The organism is Shewanella sp. 8A, assembly GCF_023475945.1.
Taxonomy (GTDB): Bacteria; Pseudomonadota; Gammaproteobacteria; order Enterobacterales; family Shewanellaceae; genus Shewanella; species Shewanella xiamenensis.
The window spans coordinates 110,780-127,754 of record NZ_JAMDJP010000008.1; the positions used below are offsets into that span (position 1 = coordinate 110,780).

The window sequence follows — 16,975 nt, forward strand, 5'->3', positions numbered from 1 at the left end:
CCTAGTGGTGTGAGTCTGGTTTCGGGTAGTCGTAACCAGAGACAATTGAGTCAACTGAGTTATGTTTGAAGCGTATCCCTGACCAAACCGCCATATAGACGTGGATAACCACAAAGATAACGAATGCCCAAGTGAGGTAGTGGTGCCAAATTCTCACCTGTGCCAGCCCACCCATTTGTGCGGTGATCCAAGCTGCACTGCTCCAAAGCATGCCACCTAAACCTTCATGGTAGACATTGGCATACAGTACGAGACCAGTAATACATATCACAAGCGCAACAAAGGAGATTGCTACATAGGTCACAAATTGCAGTGGCCCGTAAACGCCAGCTTTATGTAAATGTCCCATCCAAATGTAAGATTTTAGTTGGGTAATCCAGCTCTTAATGCTCATCACATCACGAAACGAGCGTCGCTCGATATCGCTACGACTGAAAAAATACAAGTAGAAGCGGGCCAAGGTGACTGCGGTTAAGATAAAACCGCAGATCAAATGGGCAAAACGGATCCAACCTTGTACTAATACATCCGTACTTTCGGGCGCCACAAGAAACGGCCAAGCAATATAGAATCCGGTGATCACCAGCACTAAAATCGTCAGTGCCCGTAACCAGTGGAAAATCCGTATCGCAGGACTAAAAACCAGTGTCCGAATGCGGGTTTCAGAATGGTTCATGTTGCGTTCCCTCCCTCGTTGTTATTGACCATTGGGGCTGACACGGAACTCGCTCAATGCCTGACCTTTAAAATCCATCACGTGTACAGAACACGCCATGCAAGGGTCAAATGAGTGAATAATACGTATCACCTCAAGGGGTTTAGTGGGATCTTCCAGTTTCAAACCAATCAGTGAGGCTTCATAGGGACCAATCTTGCCATTAGCATCCACGGGACCTGCGTTCCAGGTAGTAGGCACCACGGCTTGATAGTTCTCAATGACACCATTTTTGATTCGGATCCAGTGGCTTAGCATGCCGCGGGGCGCCTCAATCATGGCGTGACCCACATACTCTTTACTTGGATCGATATGGGGTTTCACATAGGTGGTTTCATCTGACTGAATGTTTGTTAACAAGGCATCGAAGGTTTTCAGACCTTCCTGCGCGACGATCACGGTTTGTAGCATCCGCGCAGCCGTACGGCCTAGGGTAGTAAAGAGTGCTTCTACTGGGAGACCTGTGCGTGCAAGCAAAGCATTGACGGCATCGACCACCACTTTATTGCCACGGGCATAACTGACTAATAAGCAAGACAGTGGGCCCACTTCGACAGGTTCACCTTGATAACGAGGTGATTTCACCCAAGAGTATTTACCATCACCATCTAAAGTTGGCAGTTTGCCATAAACCGTATCCCGCTCAACAAAGCCGGTATAGTTTGGAATGGTGGTGCCATCATACGGATGTTGCGGCGCATCAGCATTGTACCAAGCGTGGCTGACATCTTCGGCGATAAGATCAGGGTTAATATCACTCACACCTGCTAAATCGCCATTCATAATCACGCCTTGGTCGAACATATATTCGCCATTAGCGAGCACAAAGTCATGGGTAGCCATGAAGTTTTTAACATTGACGCCGCCTAGCACGCTAGGCTCAGTACCAAAGGCTTCGGCTGCCATCACGATATCAGCTTGATAAGCACGCAGGATAAAGTCTGTTACGATTGCGTGTTTTTGCTTCCATTCTTGCAGACGTGCAGGGCTCAACATATCGCGTACAGAAGTCACGCCACCGACAACTAATGATTGAGGATGTGGCTGTTTACCGCCGAATATTGCAAGCATTTCGGCAGCAACCCTTTGTACTTCAAGGGCTTTAAGGTAGTGAGATAGAGCAATCAGGTTTTGTTCAGGGGTAAACTTATAGGTGCCATTACCCCAATAAGCGTTGGCGAATGGACCAAGTTTTCCGGTTTCTACAAAGCCTTTTACGCGCTCTTGCACAGCCCTTAATTCACCTTCGCCAGCGGCGATAGGCTTATCGGTATATTTGAGGGCGACTTGGGCGGCCTTAGCGGGGTCTGCACTGAGTGCTGAAACCACATCAACCCAATCTAAGCCATGGAGATGATAGAAGTGCACTATATGGTCATGCATATAGAGCGATGTTTGCATTAGCGAGCGAAGATACTTTGCATTCAAGGGAATTTGAATCCCTAAGGCATTTTCCACCGCTTCGGTACCACAGCGATAGTGCGAATAAGTACATACACCACAGATACGTTGCACAATGAGGCCAACGTCCATAGGCGTACGGCCTTTGAGAATAACTTCAATACCACGCCATAATGTAGAGGATGACCATGCTTTGTTGATGACATTATTCTCATCAACTTCAACTTCGATACGTAAGTGACCCTCGATACGGGTGATAGGGTCGATAACAACGCGCTTGCTCATGGGTTATTCCTCCAGCGGCTTGGCAAAAATACTGGCAACAGCGTGGGCTCCAATGCCGACGACAGTCGCGCCTAAAATCACCGCACCGACGGTGTCTGCGGTTGCATCCAATCCATGGAGCAGTTGACGACCAAGGGGTTTCTCAAAGTCAGCCATATCATCCCAGAAATTAGGTTCTGAGCAGCCCATACAACCATGACCAGCTAACACAGGCCAACTGGTATGGTGATTGAAGCGTTCAGTGGGGCAGTTGTTATAGGTATAAGGTCCTTTACAGCCCACTTTATAGAGGCAGTAGCCTTCTTTTGCACCGTGATCGCCAAATTCTTCAACGAATTCACCGGCATCAAAACGGCCACGACGTTCACAGTTATCATGTACCCGTGCGCCATAAGCCCATTTTGGACGATTGAACATATCCAGTGCAGGTAATTTGCCGAACATGATGAAGTACATCAAAGTACCGACAATGTTCTTTTCACTTGGTGGGCAACCGCCTAAGTTAATCACGGGTTTGCTCACAACTTCGTGCACGCCCTTAGCCCCTGTGGGGTTCGGGTAGGCGGCTTGTACACCACCGAAGGATGCACAGGTGCCCACAGAGATAATCGCTGCGGCGCCTTCGGCGGCATGTTTGATTATTTCTAAGCCTGTATGGCCTTTACAGCCCACGGTCAAGAAGCTGCCGTTATTGGCGGTCGGTATCGCGCCTTCCACCGCGAGCAGGTAGCGACCCTTGTAGGTTTCTAAGGCGTGCTCGAGGTTTTCCTCTGCTTGCCAACCCGCAGCTGCCATCAAGGTTTCGTGATATTCCAAGGAGATATGATCGAAGATCAGCGAATCTAGATTGGGGGTGTCGGCACGAACTAAGGATTCGGAGCAACCAGTACATTCAGCCATATGTAACCAAATTAAGGGTACACGGTCGGCTAATTCGGCGGCCTCTGCAACTAAGTTACTAAAGGGGAGTGGTAGGGCGAGCATACCCGTTACCATCGCACTCCATTTCATGAAGTCACGGCGTGTGATGCCATGTTGTTGTAATTTATCGAGTAATGTTTGCTGTTGACGGGGAGCTAATTGGCGCAACGCATCTAAGCGCGCCTTTCCCTGTTCATAGAGGGCTGCATGTGTGTCCATGGGTCAACCTTTTGTTGTTGGAATGTAAATTGTTAAGGGTTTACATAATTGACACATGCAGTTTAGGCGCTAGGCACTAGAAAATTATTGATGCATATCAAGAATTTTTCAGAGATGTGATTAAACTGATTTTGACATTAAATTAACATGATTCAGATCTAATTTCGATTTTGCTAATGGGACAAAATGTCTCACTTTTAACATTTTTGCCGTTAGAGCTCACTTTCCAACCAATTGATGTCTCAGATGTCCATGTGGCATAAAGACTTTATTTATTCTTTTTAAGTTTAAGCAAACCTTAAGATTCAGTTAATAAATTCGAACTGTATTGTGATAAATGGATAGCCTATGAAAAAACTCGTGTTGTTCCTCGGATTATTTAGTGCAAGCGTACTTGCCGCTCCTTCACTTGAACACCTTGTCTTTGATGCACAAAATCAAACTGTTTCACTGAATGAATTTAAAGGAAAAGTCGTTTACGTCGATTTTTGGGCCTCTTGGTGTGGACCCTGCCGTAAGTCTTTTCCTTGGATGAATACCATGCAGCAAAAGTATCAAGAGCAAGGGTTAGCGGTGGTAGCCATTAACCTTGATACCGACAAAGCCCTTGCCGATGCATTTTTAAAGCAAGTACCAGCCCAATTTACGGTGCGCTTTAATCCTGAAGGCGATGTCGCACGTAGCTTCGATTTATTGGGTATGCCCAGTAGTTTTATCTTTAATCGCCAAGGCAAGTTAGTAAATCAGCATGTCGGTTTTTACCAAGACAATATTGCCGATTATGAACAAGAACTGGTGAATCTTTTGAAGGAGTGATCTATGCGCAAAATCACATTAGTTGCTGTCTCGTTAGTGATGCTAGGAGTGAGTGGTTGTTCAAGCTTAGGGGTTGAGCCGTGGGAAAGAGGGCAGTTTGCGCGTAGTGATATGGCGCTTGATAGCGAAAAGTTAGATCAGGCGTTAGATGATCATATTTACTTCAGTAAAGAAGGTAGTAGTGGTGGCCGAGCTTTTGCTGGTGGTGGATGCGGTTGTAACTAAACCTTAATTTAATAATCGTTAATACCTTAGGTTTTCGTCTAAATAAGCTTCAGTGACATAAAGGTGTTGTCAGCCATGACAAATAAGAACAATAAGTTAGACAAAAATGACTCGCAAATTGTGCAACTAAAACCGCAGACAAAACAGATCGCTAGCGCGTTAGCCTTAGCCAGTTGTGGGTTGTTCGCGTCCAATGGTCACGCAACCGAGCTGGCGAAAAATATCGATGACTGGAAAGTTGATGCCGCACTCATGTATTACGGTGAACAGGACAGAGTTCAAGCGATTGAAGCCATAGGTACGGCACAGAAAAACTTTGGTGATGACAGTGTACTTGACCTTAAGCTGGTGGTTGATAGCTTAACGGGGGCCTCAGCCTCGGGCGCTGTCGCTCAAAGTAACAGTCAAACCTTTACCCGTCCTTCAGGCAATGGCCAATATACCGTAGCAGCGGGAGAAACCCCGCTCGATGATACTTTCCACGACACTCGAGTGCAGGCAAATGCGAACTGGTCGCAGGTACTGAATCCCGATTGGAAGGTCAATGGCGGTGTTTATGCTTCTAAGGAATTCGACTATATGTCGATGGGGATTAATGCAGGTGTCGAGCGTGGCTTTAATAAGGACAACACCACGCTGTTTTTAGGCACCTCATATAGCTTCGATGTGGTTGACCCTGTTGGTGGCAGGCCTGTAGCGTTATCAACGATGGCGATCCGCGATAACTTTACCAGCGATGAAGCTTATCGCAGTGCATTTGATGCCACTCGCCAAACTAGTAGCGATGATAAACAAACTGCTGATTTGATGTTGGGTATCACTCAAATTCTTAATCAGCGTTGGTTATTGCAAGCGAACTATGGTTTATCGAGTGTCAGTGGCTATTTAACCGATCCCTACAAAGTCTTAAGTGTCGTAGACAATAACGGTACGACCGAGAATATCGTCTACGAGAATCGTCCAGATTCACGCTTAAAACACAGTTTTTATATGATGACTAAAGGCGCGCTCGATTCGGGAGTGGTCGATTTTTCTTATCGCTATACTACCGATGATTGGGATTTAACCTCACACACCTTAGAAACCCATTATCGTTATTACTTCAGTGGCAGTTTTTATGGTCAGTTGCATCTTCGTTACTATCAACAAGCTGCGGTGAATTTCTATCAACCTTTTTTGATGGCGGAGTCACCATTGCCTGAGTTCGCTAGTGCTGATTACCGCATTGGGGATATGAGCGCCTATACGGTAGGGGTTAAGTTTGGTCACCGTTTGTCAGGCGGACATGAGATGACATACCGCTTGGAATACTATCAACAAGATCCGAAAAACAATGGCACCGAGCTCCCTGGTCAGTTGCAAAACTATGATCTGTTTCCGACTCAAAAGGCGATTACTGCACAGTTTAGTTATTCTTTTTAAAGCTAAACTGTGCTAATTAGTTCACGTTATTACGGTTTGAACTGGGCAACTGAGTTGCCCAGTTCCTGTATGTAAGACTTGTATTTAAACCTGTCATCGGTGAAGCCACATTAAGCACCACCATAAGGAACCCGAAATGCCATCATTTTCTCCAAGTGCGCCATATCGACTCCTGCGCCGTGATTGGGGATTCTTGGGGGAATTTAGGGCAATGGCCAGCCCATGCGAGTTACTCATTGCCAGTCATGATGAGAGTATTGCCTACGATATGCTCGATATGGCAGCTCGGGAGGCGTCTCGCATCGAGCAAAAATACAGCCGTTTTATTGAAGGTAATTACCTGTGGCAGTTGAATCATGCTCAAGGCAAACCAGTGACCATCGATGAAGAAACCTGGCAACTTTTATCCTTTGCAAAACAATGTTTTGAGCTTAGTGGCGGGCTATTTGATATTTCTGCTTGTCCATTGATGCAAGTGTGGCGTTTTACTCCGGACGCCACTCTGCCCATAATGGCTGATATCGCCGCAGCGCGATCTTTAGTGGGATTTGAACGCCTTGAATTTAATTCACACGAGCTAAAAATCCCCACGGGTATGCAACTTGATGTGGGGGGGATTGCAAAAGAATACGCGGTTGACAGCGTGGCCTATGAACTGGCGGAATCCTACCCTAAGATTTCGGTATTAGTGAATTTTGGCGGTGATATTGCTTGTCCTGTAGCGCATTCAGTCCCATGGCAGGTGGGTATTGAAGATCCGCATCGCCTTGATTGTGCAGCCAAAGTGCTCGCTATTACACAAGGTGCTTTAGCGACGAGTGGTGACACAAGGCGTTTTATTGAGGTCGATGGCAGGCGTTATGGGCATATCATTGATCCACGAACCGGATATCCTGTGCGCGGTGCGCCACGGTCGGTGACCGTTCTTGGACCCAATTGCGTTACCGCGGGAATGCTCGCCACCATGGCAATGTTGCAGGGTGAGCAGGCAGAAGCCTTTTTAACCGAGCAATCGGTTCAGTTTAGTCTTTTTCGATAGGGCATCATCATGCGTATCATGTTAGTGGAAGATAATGAGTTATTGGCCCAGGGAATTTGCCTCAACCTTGCCAAAATGGGCATGCAGGTGGATCACTTAAGTAGCTATCAGCAGGCGTTAGTGGGAATAAAAAATGAAACATTTAGCGCTATTGTGCTTGATTTAGGCCTTCCCGACGGTAATGGTAAAGAACTCCTTAAAACATGGCGTTCGCAGGGTGTATCGATTCCCACCATAGTGCTGACCGCGAATACCGATTTTGATACTAAATTGGAGTGCCTAGATGTCGGAGCCGACGATTATTTAGGTAAGCCCTTCGATGTGCGTGAGTTGGCGGCACGTATAAGGGCAATTGTGCGCCGTCAATATGGTCTAGACCATAACAGTTTAAATATTGGTGCATTAAGTATTGATCTCAACACGCGAGAAGTGATTTTTCGCGATCAAAATGTGCCCCTTTCACGCAGAGAATTTCAATTATTACTCGAACTTGCTCAGTCGGCTGGTCGAGTGTTAACCCGTAATCAGCTTGAACAACTCACCTATGGCTGGGATGAGGTGGGCAGTAATTCAATCGAAGTCCATATTCATCATTTACGTAAAAAATTAGCTAATGAGTTAATTAAGACCGTGCGCGGAATTGGCTACACCCTTACGGAACTGAATTAGCCATCTTGCAATTTATGCAAGGATTTAAGTGACAAACTCGACGTTTATCGGTATGAAGTAACTGCTTTATAAGACAGGTTACACTCATACAAACGACGGGGATAACGGGTTGAATCGACTCAAGGTGCTGGATGTGTACTCTTTACGCTTGCTATTAACCTTGCTAATGCTCTCGGGGATTTCGGTTTCAGTAGGGATTTCAAGCTGGTTTAGCACTCGTGATGCGAAGCATCAAATTGAAGAATTATTTGATGCTCAAATGTTGCAAACCGCAAAAATGCTCGAGTTGTTCTACCATGAAGAAGCCGATTTTAAGCTTCCCCAATCACAACCTCAAGTTCTCCACGTTCCGGACAGTCAAGTCAGTAGCTTTGCTGAAAAGGCTGATGCACTTAAGCTTGCCTATGAACATAAACTGGCGTTTCAGATCTGGAGTGAAGCGGGGCAGGCGTTGGTTTTTTCAGACAATATTGGGCGCGAGCCGATCACTAAATTTGTGCAGGGCTATAGTAAAAAAGTATTCGAAGGGGAGCTGTGGCATGTGTTCAGCTTTTTTTCTGTTAAATATAAAGTGTGGATTATCACGGCTCAGCAGGATGAAGTGCGCCAAGAGTTGGTTTCGCAAATTATGCATAACGCAGTAATAGTGCCATTAATTGTGGTACCGTTAACCCTGTTTATCGTCAGTTTACTGTTTTATATTCTATTTCGGCCGCTAAAAACCCTTGAACGGGAATTAATGGCACGCTCACCTAACGATCTCACTCCGTTAGCTATGTCATTGCCTAAGGAATTAGTGCCAGTTCGACGGGCACTCAATCAGTATATCAGCAGTATTGCACACTTCATTGCTAGAGAGCGCCGCTTCAGTGCCGATGCCGCCCATGAGTTAAAAACGCCATTATCTGTGATTAAGTTACATCAACAGGGGTTAGAGGGATTAGTCGCAGATGAACCTGCTCAGCATATCCACCTTGCCGCGATTGATGCTGGTGTTAAGCACATGAGCCATACAGTAGAACAATTATTGTTGCTCGCTCGTGTCGATTCGATTGCCGAGTTGAATGTGCAATCCCATACCTTGTTGTCTATGGTGGAGGATGCGCTCAACCAACTGATGCCCCTGATCACTGAATATGAGTGGAATATTGACGTGGATGCCGGATTATCCATTATGTGTGACCGTTTTTATATGCTGGTGGTTTTAAAGAATATTATCGAAAATGCTTGTAAATACAGCCCAGTAGAATCTGAAATTAGCATTAGTGCAGCGCAAACCACCACAGGCGTTGAAATAAAGATCGCCGACCGTGGTCAAGGGATGACAAGTGAGCAAATTGCGAATGCCACCGAGCGTTTTTACCGTGTCAATGAAAATGAAGGTATAGGTGCGGGATTGGGATTATCCATTTGTCAGCATATTATTGGCTTACACCAAGGCCAACTAACCATCACTCCCCGTGAAGAGACAGGTTTAGTCGTCAGCCTATTTTTGCCTCGATAGTGTTAAGAGTGTAAGTCAATGAAGTCTCTCTCTGAATCACTTTTTGTATGCTTAGGCTCGCATATTAGCGACTATCACCTAAGATTATTGTCGGTGGCCAGTTTGTAAAACTAACTGATTTTATGTTCATTCTGCGAACTTGGCAGCACTTTATTGGCCTTTGTAACTTTTAAAGATCAATTTGGTATGTTAATTCGAATTTGATATTCTTTAAAAGTATAAGTATATTGCTAAATAGTATTGTGCAAAGGGAGTTAACTGCATCTTTATTTATGAGTTTTTTACTCCTTCTGATATCTTTCGCGATGTGTAACAGTCGGTGTTTTTTTTCGCTCAAACCGCAATAAAAAAATGTCACTGTACATATAAAAAACGTTGATTTCTTAGTTTATTTTTAGGTTACCTATCCTATGGTTAGCTTGTTGCGTTGCCAATCGTTTAAACCTTCTTCACTCATTTGCTCACTGGCGCTTAGCGCGGCGTTCGCCTTTTCGGGCACTGCATTTGCTGATGAGACCAAGCATGTTGAGAATAAACCTACCACGCCCGTGGTGAGTCCACCCAAGGCAACTGCTCAGCCTGCAAACAAAACGCAAGTAAGATTCACCAAAACAGGCACCTTTGATGGTGAAACTGTGGTGAAATTGGCGCGTAAATTGGCCTCTAAGCCCTATGTCGTGTTAAAAGATCCACTGCCTGCCGGTCTTGCTAAGTTAACCTATGATGAATACCGCGATATTCGTTTTAACCCAGTATCGTCAATTTGGCGCGATCAAGGTTTACCGTTTCAAATGCAAATGTTTCACCGTGGGTTTTATTTTCAAGATTTAATTGAAATTGCCATCGTTGAAGCAAACCAAGCGACCCACTTAGCTTATGAGCCTAAGTATTTCACTGCGGGTGAGGTTATCTCTCAAGCATTACCTAATGATGATATCGGCTACTCAGGGTTTCGTATCCATAACCAATTAAACACTAACGGTATTTTTGACGAGTTGATGGTGTTCCAAGGCGCGAGTTATTTCCGCGCCTTAGGTAAAGGTAACTCTTATGGTTTATCTGCCCGTGGTTTAGCATTAAAAACTGCTGATCCAGAAGGTGAAGAGTTTCCGATTTTCCGTGCTTTTTGGGTAGAACGTCCATCCTACGACAGTAATCTGATCGTGGTACATGCGTTGCTCGATAGCCCGAGTGTTGCAGGTGCATACCGATTCTCGGTACGTCCAGGTGATAACACCCAAATCGACGTTGAAGCGACCTTATTCCCTCGTGTCGAATTAAATAAAGTTGGACTGGCACCTAGCACCAGCATGTTCCTGCATTCATTAAACGGTCGCCACGATACCGATGACTTTAGACCTGAAGTCCATGATTCAGACGGTTTATTGATGTTCAACGGCCGCGGTGAGCACCTATGGCGTCCATTGGCAAATCCACGTCAATTGCAGGTGAGTGCGTTTTCTGATAACTCACCACAAGGCTTTGGTCTTATACAGCGTGAACGTAACTATGCCTCTTATCAGGATCTTGAAGCCCAGTATGAGCGTCGTCCAAGTTTATGGATTGAGCCTGTGGGCAACTGGGGACAAGGTGCGGTTGTTCTGACAGAAATTCCAACAGAATCAGAAATTCATGATAATATTGTAAGCTTCTGGAAGCCGCGTCAGCCTATTCCTGCTGGTAGCGAATATCACTTCGCTTACCGCATGAGCTGGGGCGATGAACCAGTTGCGAAAACCAATTCTGTCGTGGTAAGTCGTACTGCAAGTGGTCGTGCTGACATTGCTAAAGCGACCCCTAGACGTTTGTTTGTCGTTGATTATCATCTAAATGGCGCTATGCCTGATGAGTTACCACTCGCGAAGGTTGAATCTTCTGGTGGAGTAATTTCAAATGTTGTCATCGCGCGTAATGCGGCAAACAATGGTTATCGCCTCGCGTTTGAGTTAGAGCCCGAAGATAAAGACCTTATCGAATTGCGTGCTGAACTCAAGTTCTCTACACCGCGTCAGGTTGAAACCTGGCTCTATCGCTGGACGCTTTAAGGTCCATGACGGAGCAACATAATATGACTGTATCCGAGAATTCGGTACTTGAGACTGAAGTACTCGTGGGTGGTAGCGCTATGCCTAATGAAAGGCCAGGCGCTATGGAGCCCCAAAGTTTAACCCAAATGCCTGAAGGATTTCCACGCCGTAGCACTGTGGCAAATGGAGTCCGTTCACGGGTTTCCCGTCGGGTGTTTGTTGTTGGTGGTGCCTTATTACTATCGACCTTTGCTATCTATGAAATGGGCGCAGTTTTCAGTATTGGAGGGATTACTCCCCTCGAATATTTGATGTTGGCGTTATTTGCGATTAACTTCTGCTGGATTGCACTGGCGTTTTGTAGTGGTATTGCTGGCTTTTTCCTCCTATTGAAAAAGCCTAAACCAAACGAGCTTGCACAAACTGAGCTGCACACGCGCACTGCGATTTTAATGCCTACTTATAATGAATCTCCTGACCGGGTATTTTCAGCGGTATCTGTGATGGCTGAAGCATTATCGCAAACGGGTCATGGGCATGCGTTTGATTGGTTTATCTTAAGTGATACTACCGATCCTGAAATTGCGCTGTTAGAAGAACAGGCGTTTTTAGTTCTTCGCCAAGAAACCCATAAACATTCTCGTGTTTATTATCGTCGCCGCCGTAAAAACGTCGCACGTAAAGCGGGTAACGTAGCGGACTTTTGTCGTCGTTGGGGCTCGCGTTATGATCACTTGCTGGTCCTGGACGCCGACAGTTTGATGGAGTCATCCACTATCACGGGCTTAGCGCAGCGGATGCAGGCTGATCCTGATGCGGGTCTTATTCAAACGATTCCATCACTGATCAATGGCACCACCTTAATGGCGCGTTTGCAGCAGTTTGCTGCACGCATTTATGGTCCTGTGATCGGTACTGGTCTTGGTTGGTGGGTGCAAAAAGAAGGTAACTTCTGGGGCCATAACGCTATTATCCGGACTGAAGCCTTTATGGGCGCTGCGGGTTTACCTAATCTTAAGGGTAAGCCACCTTTTGGTGGTCATATCCTAAGCCATGACTTTGTTGAAGCTGCATTGATCCGCCGTGCCGGATGGAGTGTGGTCATTGCATACGATTTACCCGGTTCCTACGAGGAATGCCCTCCATCAATTGTTGACTTAGCGGTACGCGATCGTCGTTGGTGTCAGGGTAACTTGCAGCACTCACGTATTCTGCCAACTAAAGGGTTGCATTGGGTTAGTCGCCTGCACTTAATGACGGGTATTATGGCGTACTTATCTTCGCCATTTTGGTTGTTATTGATTTTAACGGGGTTGATGCTCGCTTTGCAGGCCCACTTTATTCGTCCAGAGTACTTCACCGATCAGTTCTCATTATTCCCAACGTGGCCAATCATGGACTCGGATAGGGCATTGAGACTGTTCTATATCACTATGGTGGTGTTATTTGGACCGAAGATCTTTGGCGTGTTGTTGCTGTTAAAAGATGGCAAATTTGCCCGCAGCGTAGGCGGGCGCATTAAAGCGATGCTCAGTGTGTTATTTGAAGTCATTCTCTCAGCATTGATCGCGCCAATCATGATGTTCATCCACTGCGGTGCGGTAATGTCGATTCTGATGGGGCGTGATAGTGGTTGGTCTCCACAGCGCCGTGACGATGGTAGCATGCCTTGGTTAACCCTGATTTATCGCCACCGTTGGCATATGCTTGCAGGTGTTATGTTGGGTTATGCCGCGATTTTGGACTCCTTAACATTGCTCGCGTGGATGAGCCCCGCCTTGATTGGTTTGTGGTTAGCGGTGCCCATTTCGGCTTGGACCGGTTCGATTAAAATTGGGGAGTTTTTCAAACGTATTGGGATCCTCGCCACTCCAGAAGAACGCAGTCCTGCGCCTATTTGTATTCGGGCACAAGAAGCGCGTGCGGCTTACCAAGCGCATATTGAACAGCCTTGGACATTAGCACAATTACTGAAAGACCCTGCGCTGATGGAGCTTCACTTAGCAATGGTTGATAAACAGCCACTACGTGCCGCCGGAACGCCGATTGAACCAGTTGAAGCCATTGTGCACGTCAAAGTACATGAAGCACAGTGTCAGCAAAGTGCCTTAGCACTCTTTAATCGCCAGGAAATGGCTTTAGTGCTGGCTAATCCGCTAATGCTGCGGAGTTTGCAAAAACTACCAGAACAGTTTGTGCCAGAGGATCTGGTCTCCTTCTGTTAATTACTTTCTATTACGCTAAATAGTAAAAATGCCACTGATGATCAGTGGCATTTTTGTTTTCGGTCGATAGTGAGCTGCATTTTACGAACAGCTTCAGCTATAGTGATCTTAATACTAATCTCGCTCTGGATAATAAATGTATCGCAAACAATTCGTTGCACGACTTACAGGATTGAATTGACTTGCTATAGGCTCGTTTTTTTGCGCCTACATTTGCCTTGTTTTCAGCGCCAAAGTGCAGTTTGAGATTAGGCATTTGATTTTTTGCTGTACTGATTGCATTTATCCATCTCTTAACCTACCTAAGTTACTGTTGTCAAAGGGAGATGTCTATGGTGTCTGTGACTCGTTTTGCGCGGTGTTATCGCTTGGGGTGTTGCATATTTCAATGGTATTTAAAAGCGCTGTTGATGGTGTTTATATTCGTTTCGAGTGCACCACAAGCCGCTGAGTCTACCGAACAAACACATGGTTCTACAGAGCTAGACATTTCTATTACACAACTACTCGATCAGACATTGTTGCTTGATCTTGCCGATGTCAGTCCGGTATTTCGAGCTAATTATCAAAAACTCAGCCAATGGCAACATCGGCCCTTGAGTACTGATGAACAAGCCGAACTGCTTAAGATGCACCAACAACTTGAACGCTATTGGTATTACCTCGATCAGCAAGCGGAATGTGTTGAACCTTGTATCAGTAAGGTATTTACTCAACAGGACACTCATTACCGAGCTGTGTTCTTTACGCTTAAACAGCTCATGAGGTTAGAGAACATGACTTCATGGGATACGTTAACACAGGAAGAAAAACTCACTCCTGGGCAGCAAAGTCCTTTGATTTTGCCAATTGCGAAGCGACTTTTTGTATTAGGCTTTCTGCCAAATGAACTCACTATCGAATCTGCTGAAGAGGCTAAAAATGGGATGCTTTATAACGAGCAACTAGTGACTAGCATTAAGCAATTCCAGCAGCAACACGGTTTACAGGCCGATGGCGTGATAGGGAAACAAACCCTTTTCTGGCTTAACCAATCGCCCCATACTCGGGCTAAGTTACTGGCGAAAAATATGCTGAGACAGTGGATATTGACACCACAGTTACCAGCACGCTACCTACTGGTTAATATTCCAGCATTTGAGCTCCAGTTAGTTGAAGCAGGGAAGGTGACTTTACAGTCTAAAGTGATTGTCGGTAAAGCATCGCGGCCAACGCCTTTATTAAAAAGTCAAATTTCCAGTGTTGTGATGAACCCTGAATGGCGAGTGCCACGCACGATTATTCAACGTGATATCCTGCCGCATATTCGCCATGATGGGCATTATCTTACTGAACGAGAATTTGATGCTTACGATTATGATGGTAAGCGCGCCGAGCATTCTGCAGAACAATGGCAAGTACTCGCTTCATCGCATTTTCCTTATCAGTTGGTGCAACGGCCAGGACCCAAAAATGCCTTAGGCCGCTATAAATTTCATTTCGACAATAGTTTTAGTGTGTATTTGCATGGAACTTCTGAGCCAAGTCTCTTTAAAAAGGCTAACAGAGCTTTATCATCGGGCTGTATTCGGGTCGAGAAGGTTGAAGAATTAGCACGCTGGTTTAAGAGCCATTTAGTCAATGATCAGCGCCTTTGGGATAAATTAAGTACAGATATCACCCAATCCCAATGGTTTTCCTTATCTGATAAGTTGCCCATATTTATTGTCTATTGGACGGTATGGCTTGATGATGCTGGGGAAGTGCAATATCGGAATGACATTTACCAGCAGGAGAGTGATCTGAGTTATGTGGTTTCGGCAACGATTTTTAACATGCTCTAATTGATTGAACTTTTGAAGGATTTTTTAATCTGATTGTTTGCATGTCGATCAAGACTTGATCTGGATGGCAATTCACGATAATTTGAGTTCTCAGTGTCCAAAAAACGAACAGAAGGTGATGATGTGACCTTACTTTGTCCTGCCCGTAGGCAGTTGTTGTTAGGCCTCAGTGGTGTGGCATTGTGTTCCTTAATTCCTTCCAAAGCGATAGCGAGTCGTTCAACCAAAGGTGTGCGTGAGCTTAGCCTGTATAATCGCCATACGGGTGAATATAACAACGGTAGCTATTGGGTCGATGGCCATTATCAGAATGAAGTGTTGGCCGATTTTAGCCACTTGCTGCGAGATCACCGTCAAAATGTAACAGCACCGATGGATAAACGCTTATTTGATTTGCTTTATACGCTTAAGACGACGTTAAATACTGATAATGAAATCCATGTGATTTCTGGTTACCGCTCACCAAAAACCAATGCGATGTTGGCAGGTAAAAGTGGTGGTGTAGCTAAAAAAAGTTACCATATGCAAGGCATGGCAATGGATATTGCGATCCCTGGGGTCAAATTAAAGACAATCAGAGATGCGGCTTTATCACTTAAGCTAGGAGGCGTAGGCTATTATCCTAAGTCTGGTTTTGTGCACGTTGACTGCGGTCCTGTGCGGCATTGGTAGTTTGTATCTTTTGCTCAGTGTTTAATGAGAGCTGCTGATAAAATTGCAGCTCTAGTGTTTGGATGTCCTGTAAGTAATACTCGAGTAGCGGCAAAAAAACTTGTCCCAGTTTATTCATCTCACGGTGTTGCTGCCAATCACTAACTTGCTTATTCAGACTTTGTGAAAACTTAAATTGTCTTAGTCTTTGGCTCTCAACTGCCGGGGATTCACAGATCTGCATTAGCATGAGTAAACTGCGGTTTTTTTGTTGTGTGCAGGCGAGTAGTTCCAGCAATTTTAACTCTATCGTGGTCTGCTGATAGGGGACAGTTTTAATGAGTGAGACCAGTTCACGGGCTAATTGGCAGGAGAGTCGATTTTCTTGTTGCAATAAATACAGCTCGTGACACATGTTTTACAAGGCTGAAGTGGCAAAATTTGCTCGAGCTTAACAGGCATCGAATGGCTTAAGTGTGATCAAGATCGCGTGTTTTTCGATTCAGATCAAAGGTGTTTCGCCTATGTAACAGCGCTAGAACAAGTTTCCCAATTCAATAAATACTCTTGTTAGTTGATAACGATATCCCATTATTACCCCATTGCATTCAGAGTCTGGCTGTTCTTGTACCTGCTGAGTAACTGTGTTAGTATGCGCGCGCTTTATATGAGTCACCATTGGTCGAGAATGGTGATATTTTTTACTCTAAATTTAAGTGAGAAACACATGTCTTACACTATCCCAGCACAAACCCGCACTGAAATAGGGAAAGGTTCGAGCCGCCGCCTACGTCATGCAGGTAAAGTTCCTGCCGTTATTTATGGCGCAGGCAAAGAGCCAGTTTCTATTGTTTTTGATCACAAAGATATCATCAACATTCAAGCTAACGCTGACTTCTATACTTCTGTAGTGACTATCGTATTAGATGGCAAAGAAGTAGGCGTTCGTGCACAAGCTATGCAACGCCACGCGTTCAAGCCAATCATTGAACACGTTGACTTCGTTTACGCTTAATTGCGTAATTGAAGCAAA

At 45.3% G+C, this 16,975-nt stretch carries 15 protein-coding genes; 11 read left to right on the forward strand and 4 right to left on the reverse strand.

Annotation, left to right across the window (positions count from 1 at the left end; genetic code table 11):
• Window position 1: 1 nt before the first annotated feature.
• Genes cybH through hyaA form a run of 3 tightly spaced genes read right to left on the reverse strand, consistent with a single transcriptional unit; the run spans window position 2 to window position 3,541 of the window.
• Window positions 2-676 carry a Ni/Fe-hydrogenase, b-type cytochrome subunit gene (gene cybH / locus M0413_RS08310; RefSeq protein WP_037417952.1) on the reverse strand — a complete coding sequence of 225 codons (675 nt, stop codon included), beginning with the start codon at window positions 674-676 and terminating at the stop codon, window positions 2-4.
• Window positions 677-697: 21 nt separating this feature from the next.
• Window positions 698-2,401 (reverse strand): nickel-dependent hydrogenase large subunit, encoded by a 1,704-nt coding sequence (gene hyaB, locus M0413_RS08315; RefSeq protein ID WP_037417953.1) that lies wholly within the window; start codon window positions 2,399-2,401, stop codon window positions 698-700.
• 3 nt (window positions 2,402-2,404) lie between these two features.
• Window positions 2,405-3,541: a nickel-dependent hydrogenase small subunit gene (gene hyaA / locus M0413_RS08320; protein WP_037427738.1), complete on the reverse strand. Its 1,137-nt coding sequence runs from the start codon at window positions 3,539-3,541 to the stop codon at window positions 2,405-2,407.
• Window positions 3,542-3,889: 348 nt separating this feature from the next.
• Between hyaA and M0413_RS08325 the strand changes: the two genes are divergently transcribed.
• The 10 genes from M0413_RS08325 (at window position 3,890) to mepK (ending at window position 15,963) form a co-directional block, all read left to right on the forward strand.
• A complete protein-coding gene (locus M0413_RS08325) occupies window positions 3,890-4,357 on the forward strand; it encodes a TlpA disulfide reductase family protein (protein ID WP_037417957.1) in 468 nt (155 codons plus the stop codon).
• Between the two features lie 3 nt (window positions 4,358-4,360).
• Window positions 4,361-4,582, forward strand: a complete 222-nt coding sequence (locus tag M0413_RS08330; protein ID WP_037417959.1) for a DUF4266 domain-containing protein — start codon at window positions 4,361-4,363, stop codon at window positions 4,580-4,582.
• A gap of 75 nt (window positions 4,583-4,657) precedes the next feature.
• On the forward strand, window positions 4,658-6,004 hold the full coding sequence (locus M0413_RS08335) for a DUF3570 domain-containing protein (protein ID WP_218738559.1): 1,347 nt from the start codon (window positions 4,658-4,660) through the stop codon (window positions 6,002-6,004).
• A gap of 136 nt (window positions 6,005-6,140) precedes the next feature.
• On the forward strand, window positions 6,141-7,043 hold the full coding sequence (locus tag M0413_RS08340) for an FAD:protein FMN transferase (protein WP_140907351.1): 903 nt from the start codon (window positions 6,141-6,143) through the stop codon (window positions 7,041-7,043).
• 9 nt (window positions 7,044-7,052) lie between these two features.
• On the forward strand, window positions 7,053-7,712 hold the full coding sequence (locus tag M0413_RS08345; RefSeq protein ID WP_037417965.1) for a response regulator transcription factor: 660 nt from the start codon (window positions 7,053-7,055) through the stop codon (window positions 7,710-7,712).
• Window positions 7,713-7,821: 109 nt separating this feature from the next.
• Entirely contained in the window at window positions 7,822-9,216 is a 1,395-nt protein-coding gene (locus M0413_RS08350) for an ATP-binding protein (protein WP_088585664.1), read from the forward strand.
• A 410-nt stretch (window positions 9,217-9,626) separates the two neighbouring features.
• Window positions 9,627-11,261, forward strand: a complete 1,635-nt coding sequence (locus tag M0413_RS08355) for a glucan biosynthesis protein G (protein ID WP_249553784.1) — start codon at window positions 9,627-9,629, stop codon at window positions 11,259-11,261.
• A 23-nt stretch (window positions 11,262-11,284) separates the two neighbouring features.
• Window positions 11,285-13,468, forward strand: coding sequence for a glucans biosynthesis glucosyltransferase MdoH (gene mdoH / locus M0413_RS08360; protein ID WP_249553786.1), 2,184 nt, complete (start codon window positions 11,285-11,287; stop codon window positions 13,466-13,468).
• A 410-nt stretch (window positions 13,469-13,878) separates the two neighbouring features.
• Window positions 13,879-15,291 carry a L,D-transpeptidase family protein gene (locus M0413_RS08365; protein ID WP_249553788.1) on the forward strand — a complete coding sequence of 471 codons (1,413 nt, stop codon included), beginning with the start codon at window positions 13,879-13,881 and terminating at the stop codon, window positions 15,289-15,291.
• Between the two features lie 123 nt (window positions 15,292-15,414).
• Window positions 15,415-15,963 carry a peptidoglycan L,D-endopeptidase MepK gene (gene mepK, locus M0413_RS08370; RefSeq protein ID WP_037417980.1) on the forward strand — a complete coding sequence of 183 codons (549 nt, stop codon included), beginning with the start codon at window positions 15,415-15,417 and terminating at the stop codon, window positions 15,961-15,963.
• Here the strand turns inward: mepK and M0413_RS08375 are convergent.
• Complete coding sequence (locus M0413_RS08375; protein ID WP_037417982.1) at window positions 15,914-16,357, reverse strand: hypothetical protein; 444 nt, start codon at window positions 16,355-16,357, stop codon at window positions 15,914-15,916. The two genes, mepK and M0413_RS08375, sit on opposite strands and share 50 nt — an antisense overlap.
• Before the next feature lie 312 nt (window positions 16,358-16,669).
• Here M0413_RS08375 and rplY point away from each other — a divergent pair, with 312 nt between their 5' ends.
• Complete coding sequence (gene rplY, locus M0413_RS08380; protein ID WP_037417983.1) at window positions 16,670-16,957, forward strand: 50S ribosomal protein L25; 288 nt, start codon at window positions 16,670-16,672, stop codon at window positions 16,955-16,957.
• The last annotated feature ends 18 nt before the right edge of the window (window positions 16,958-16,975 follow it).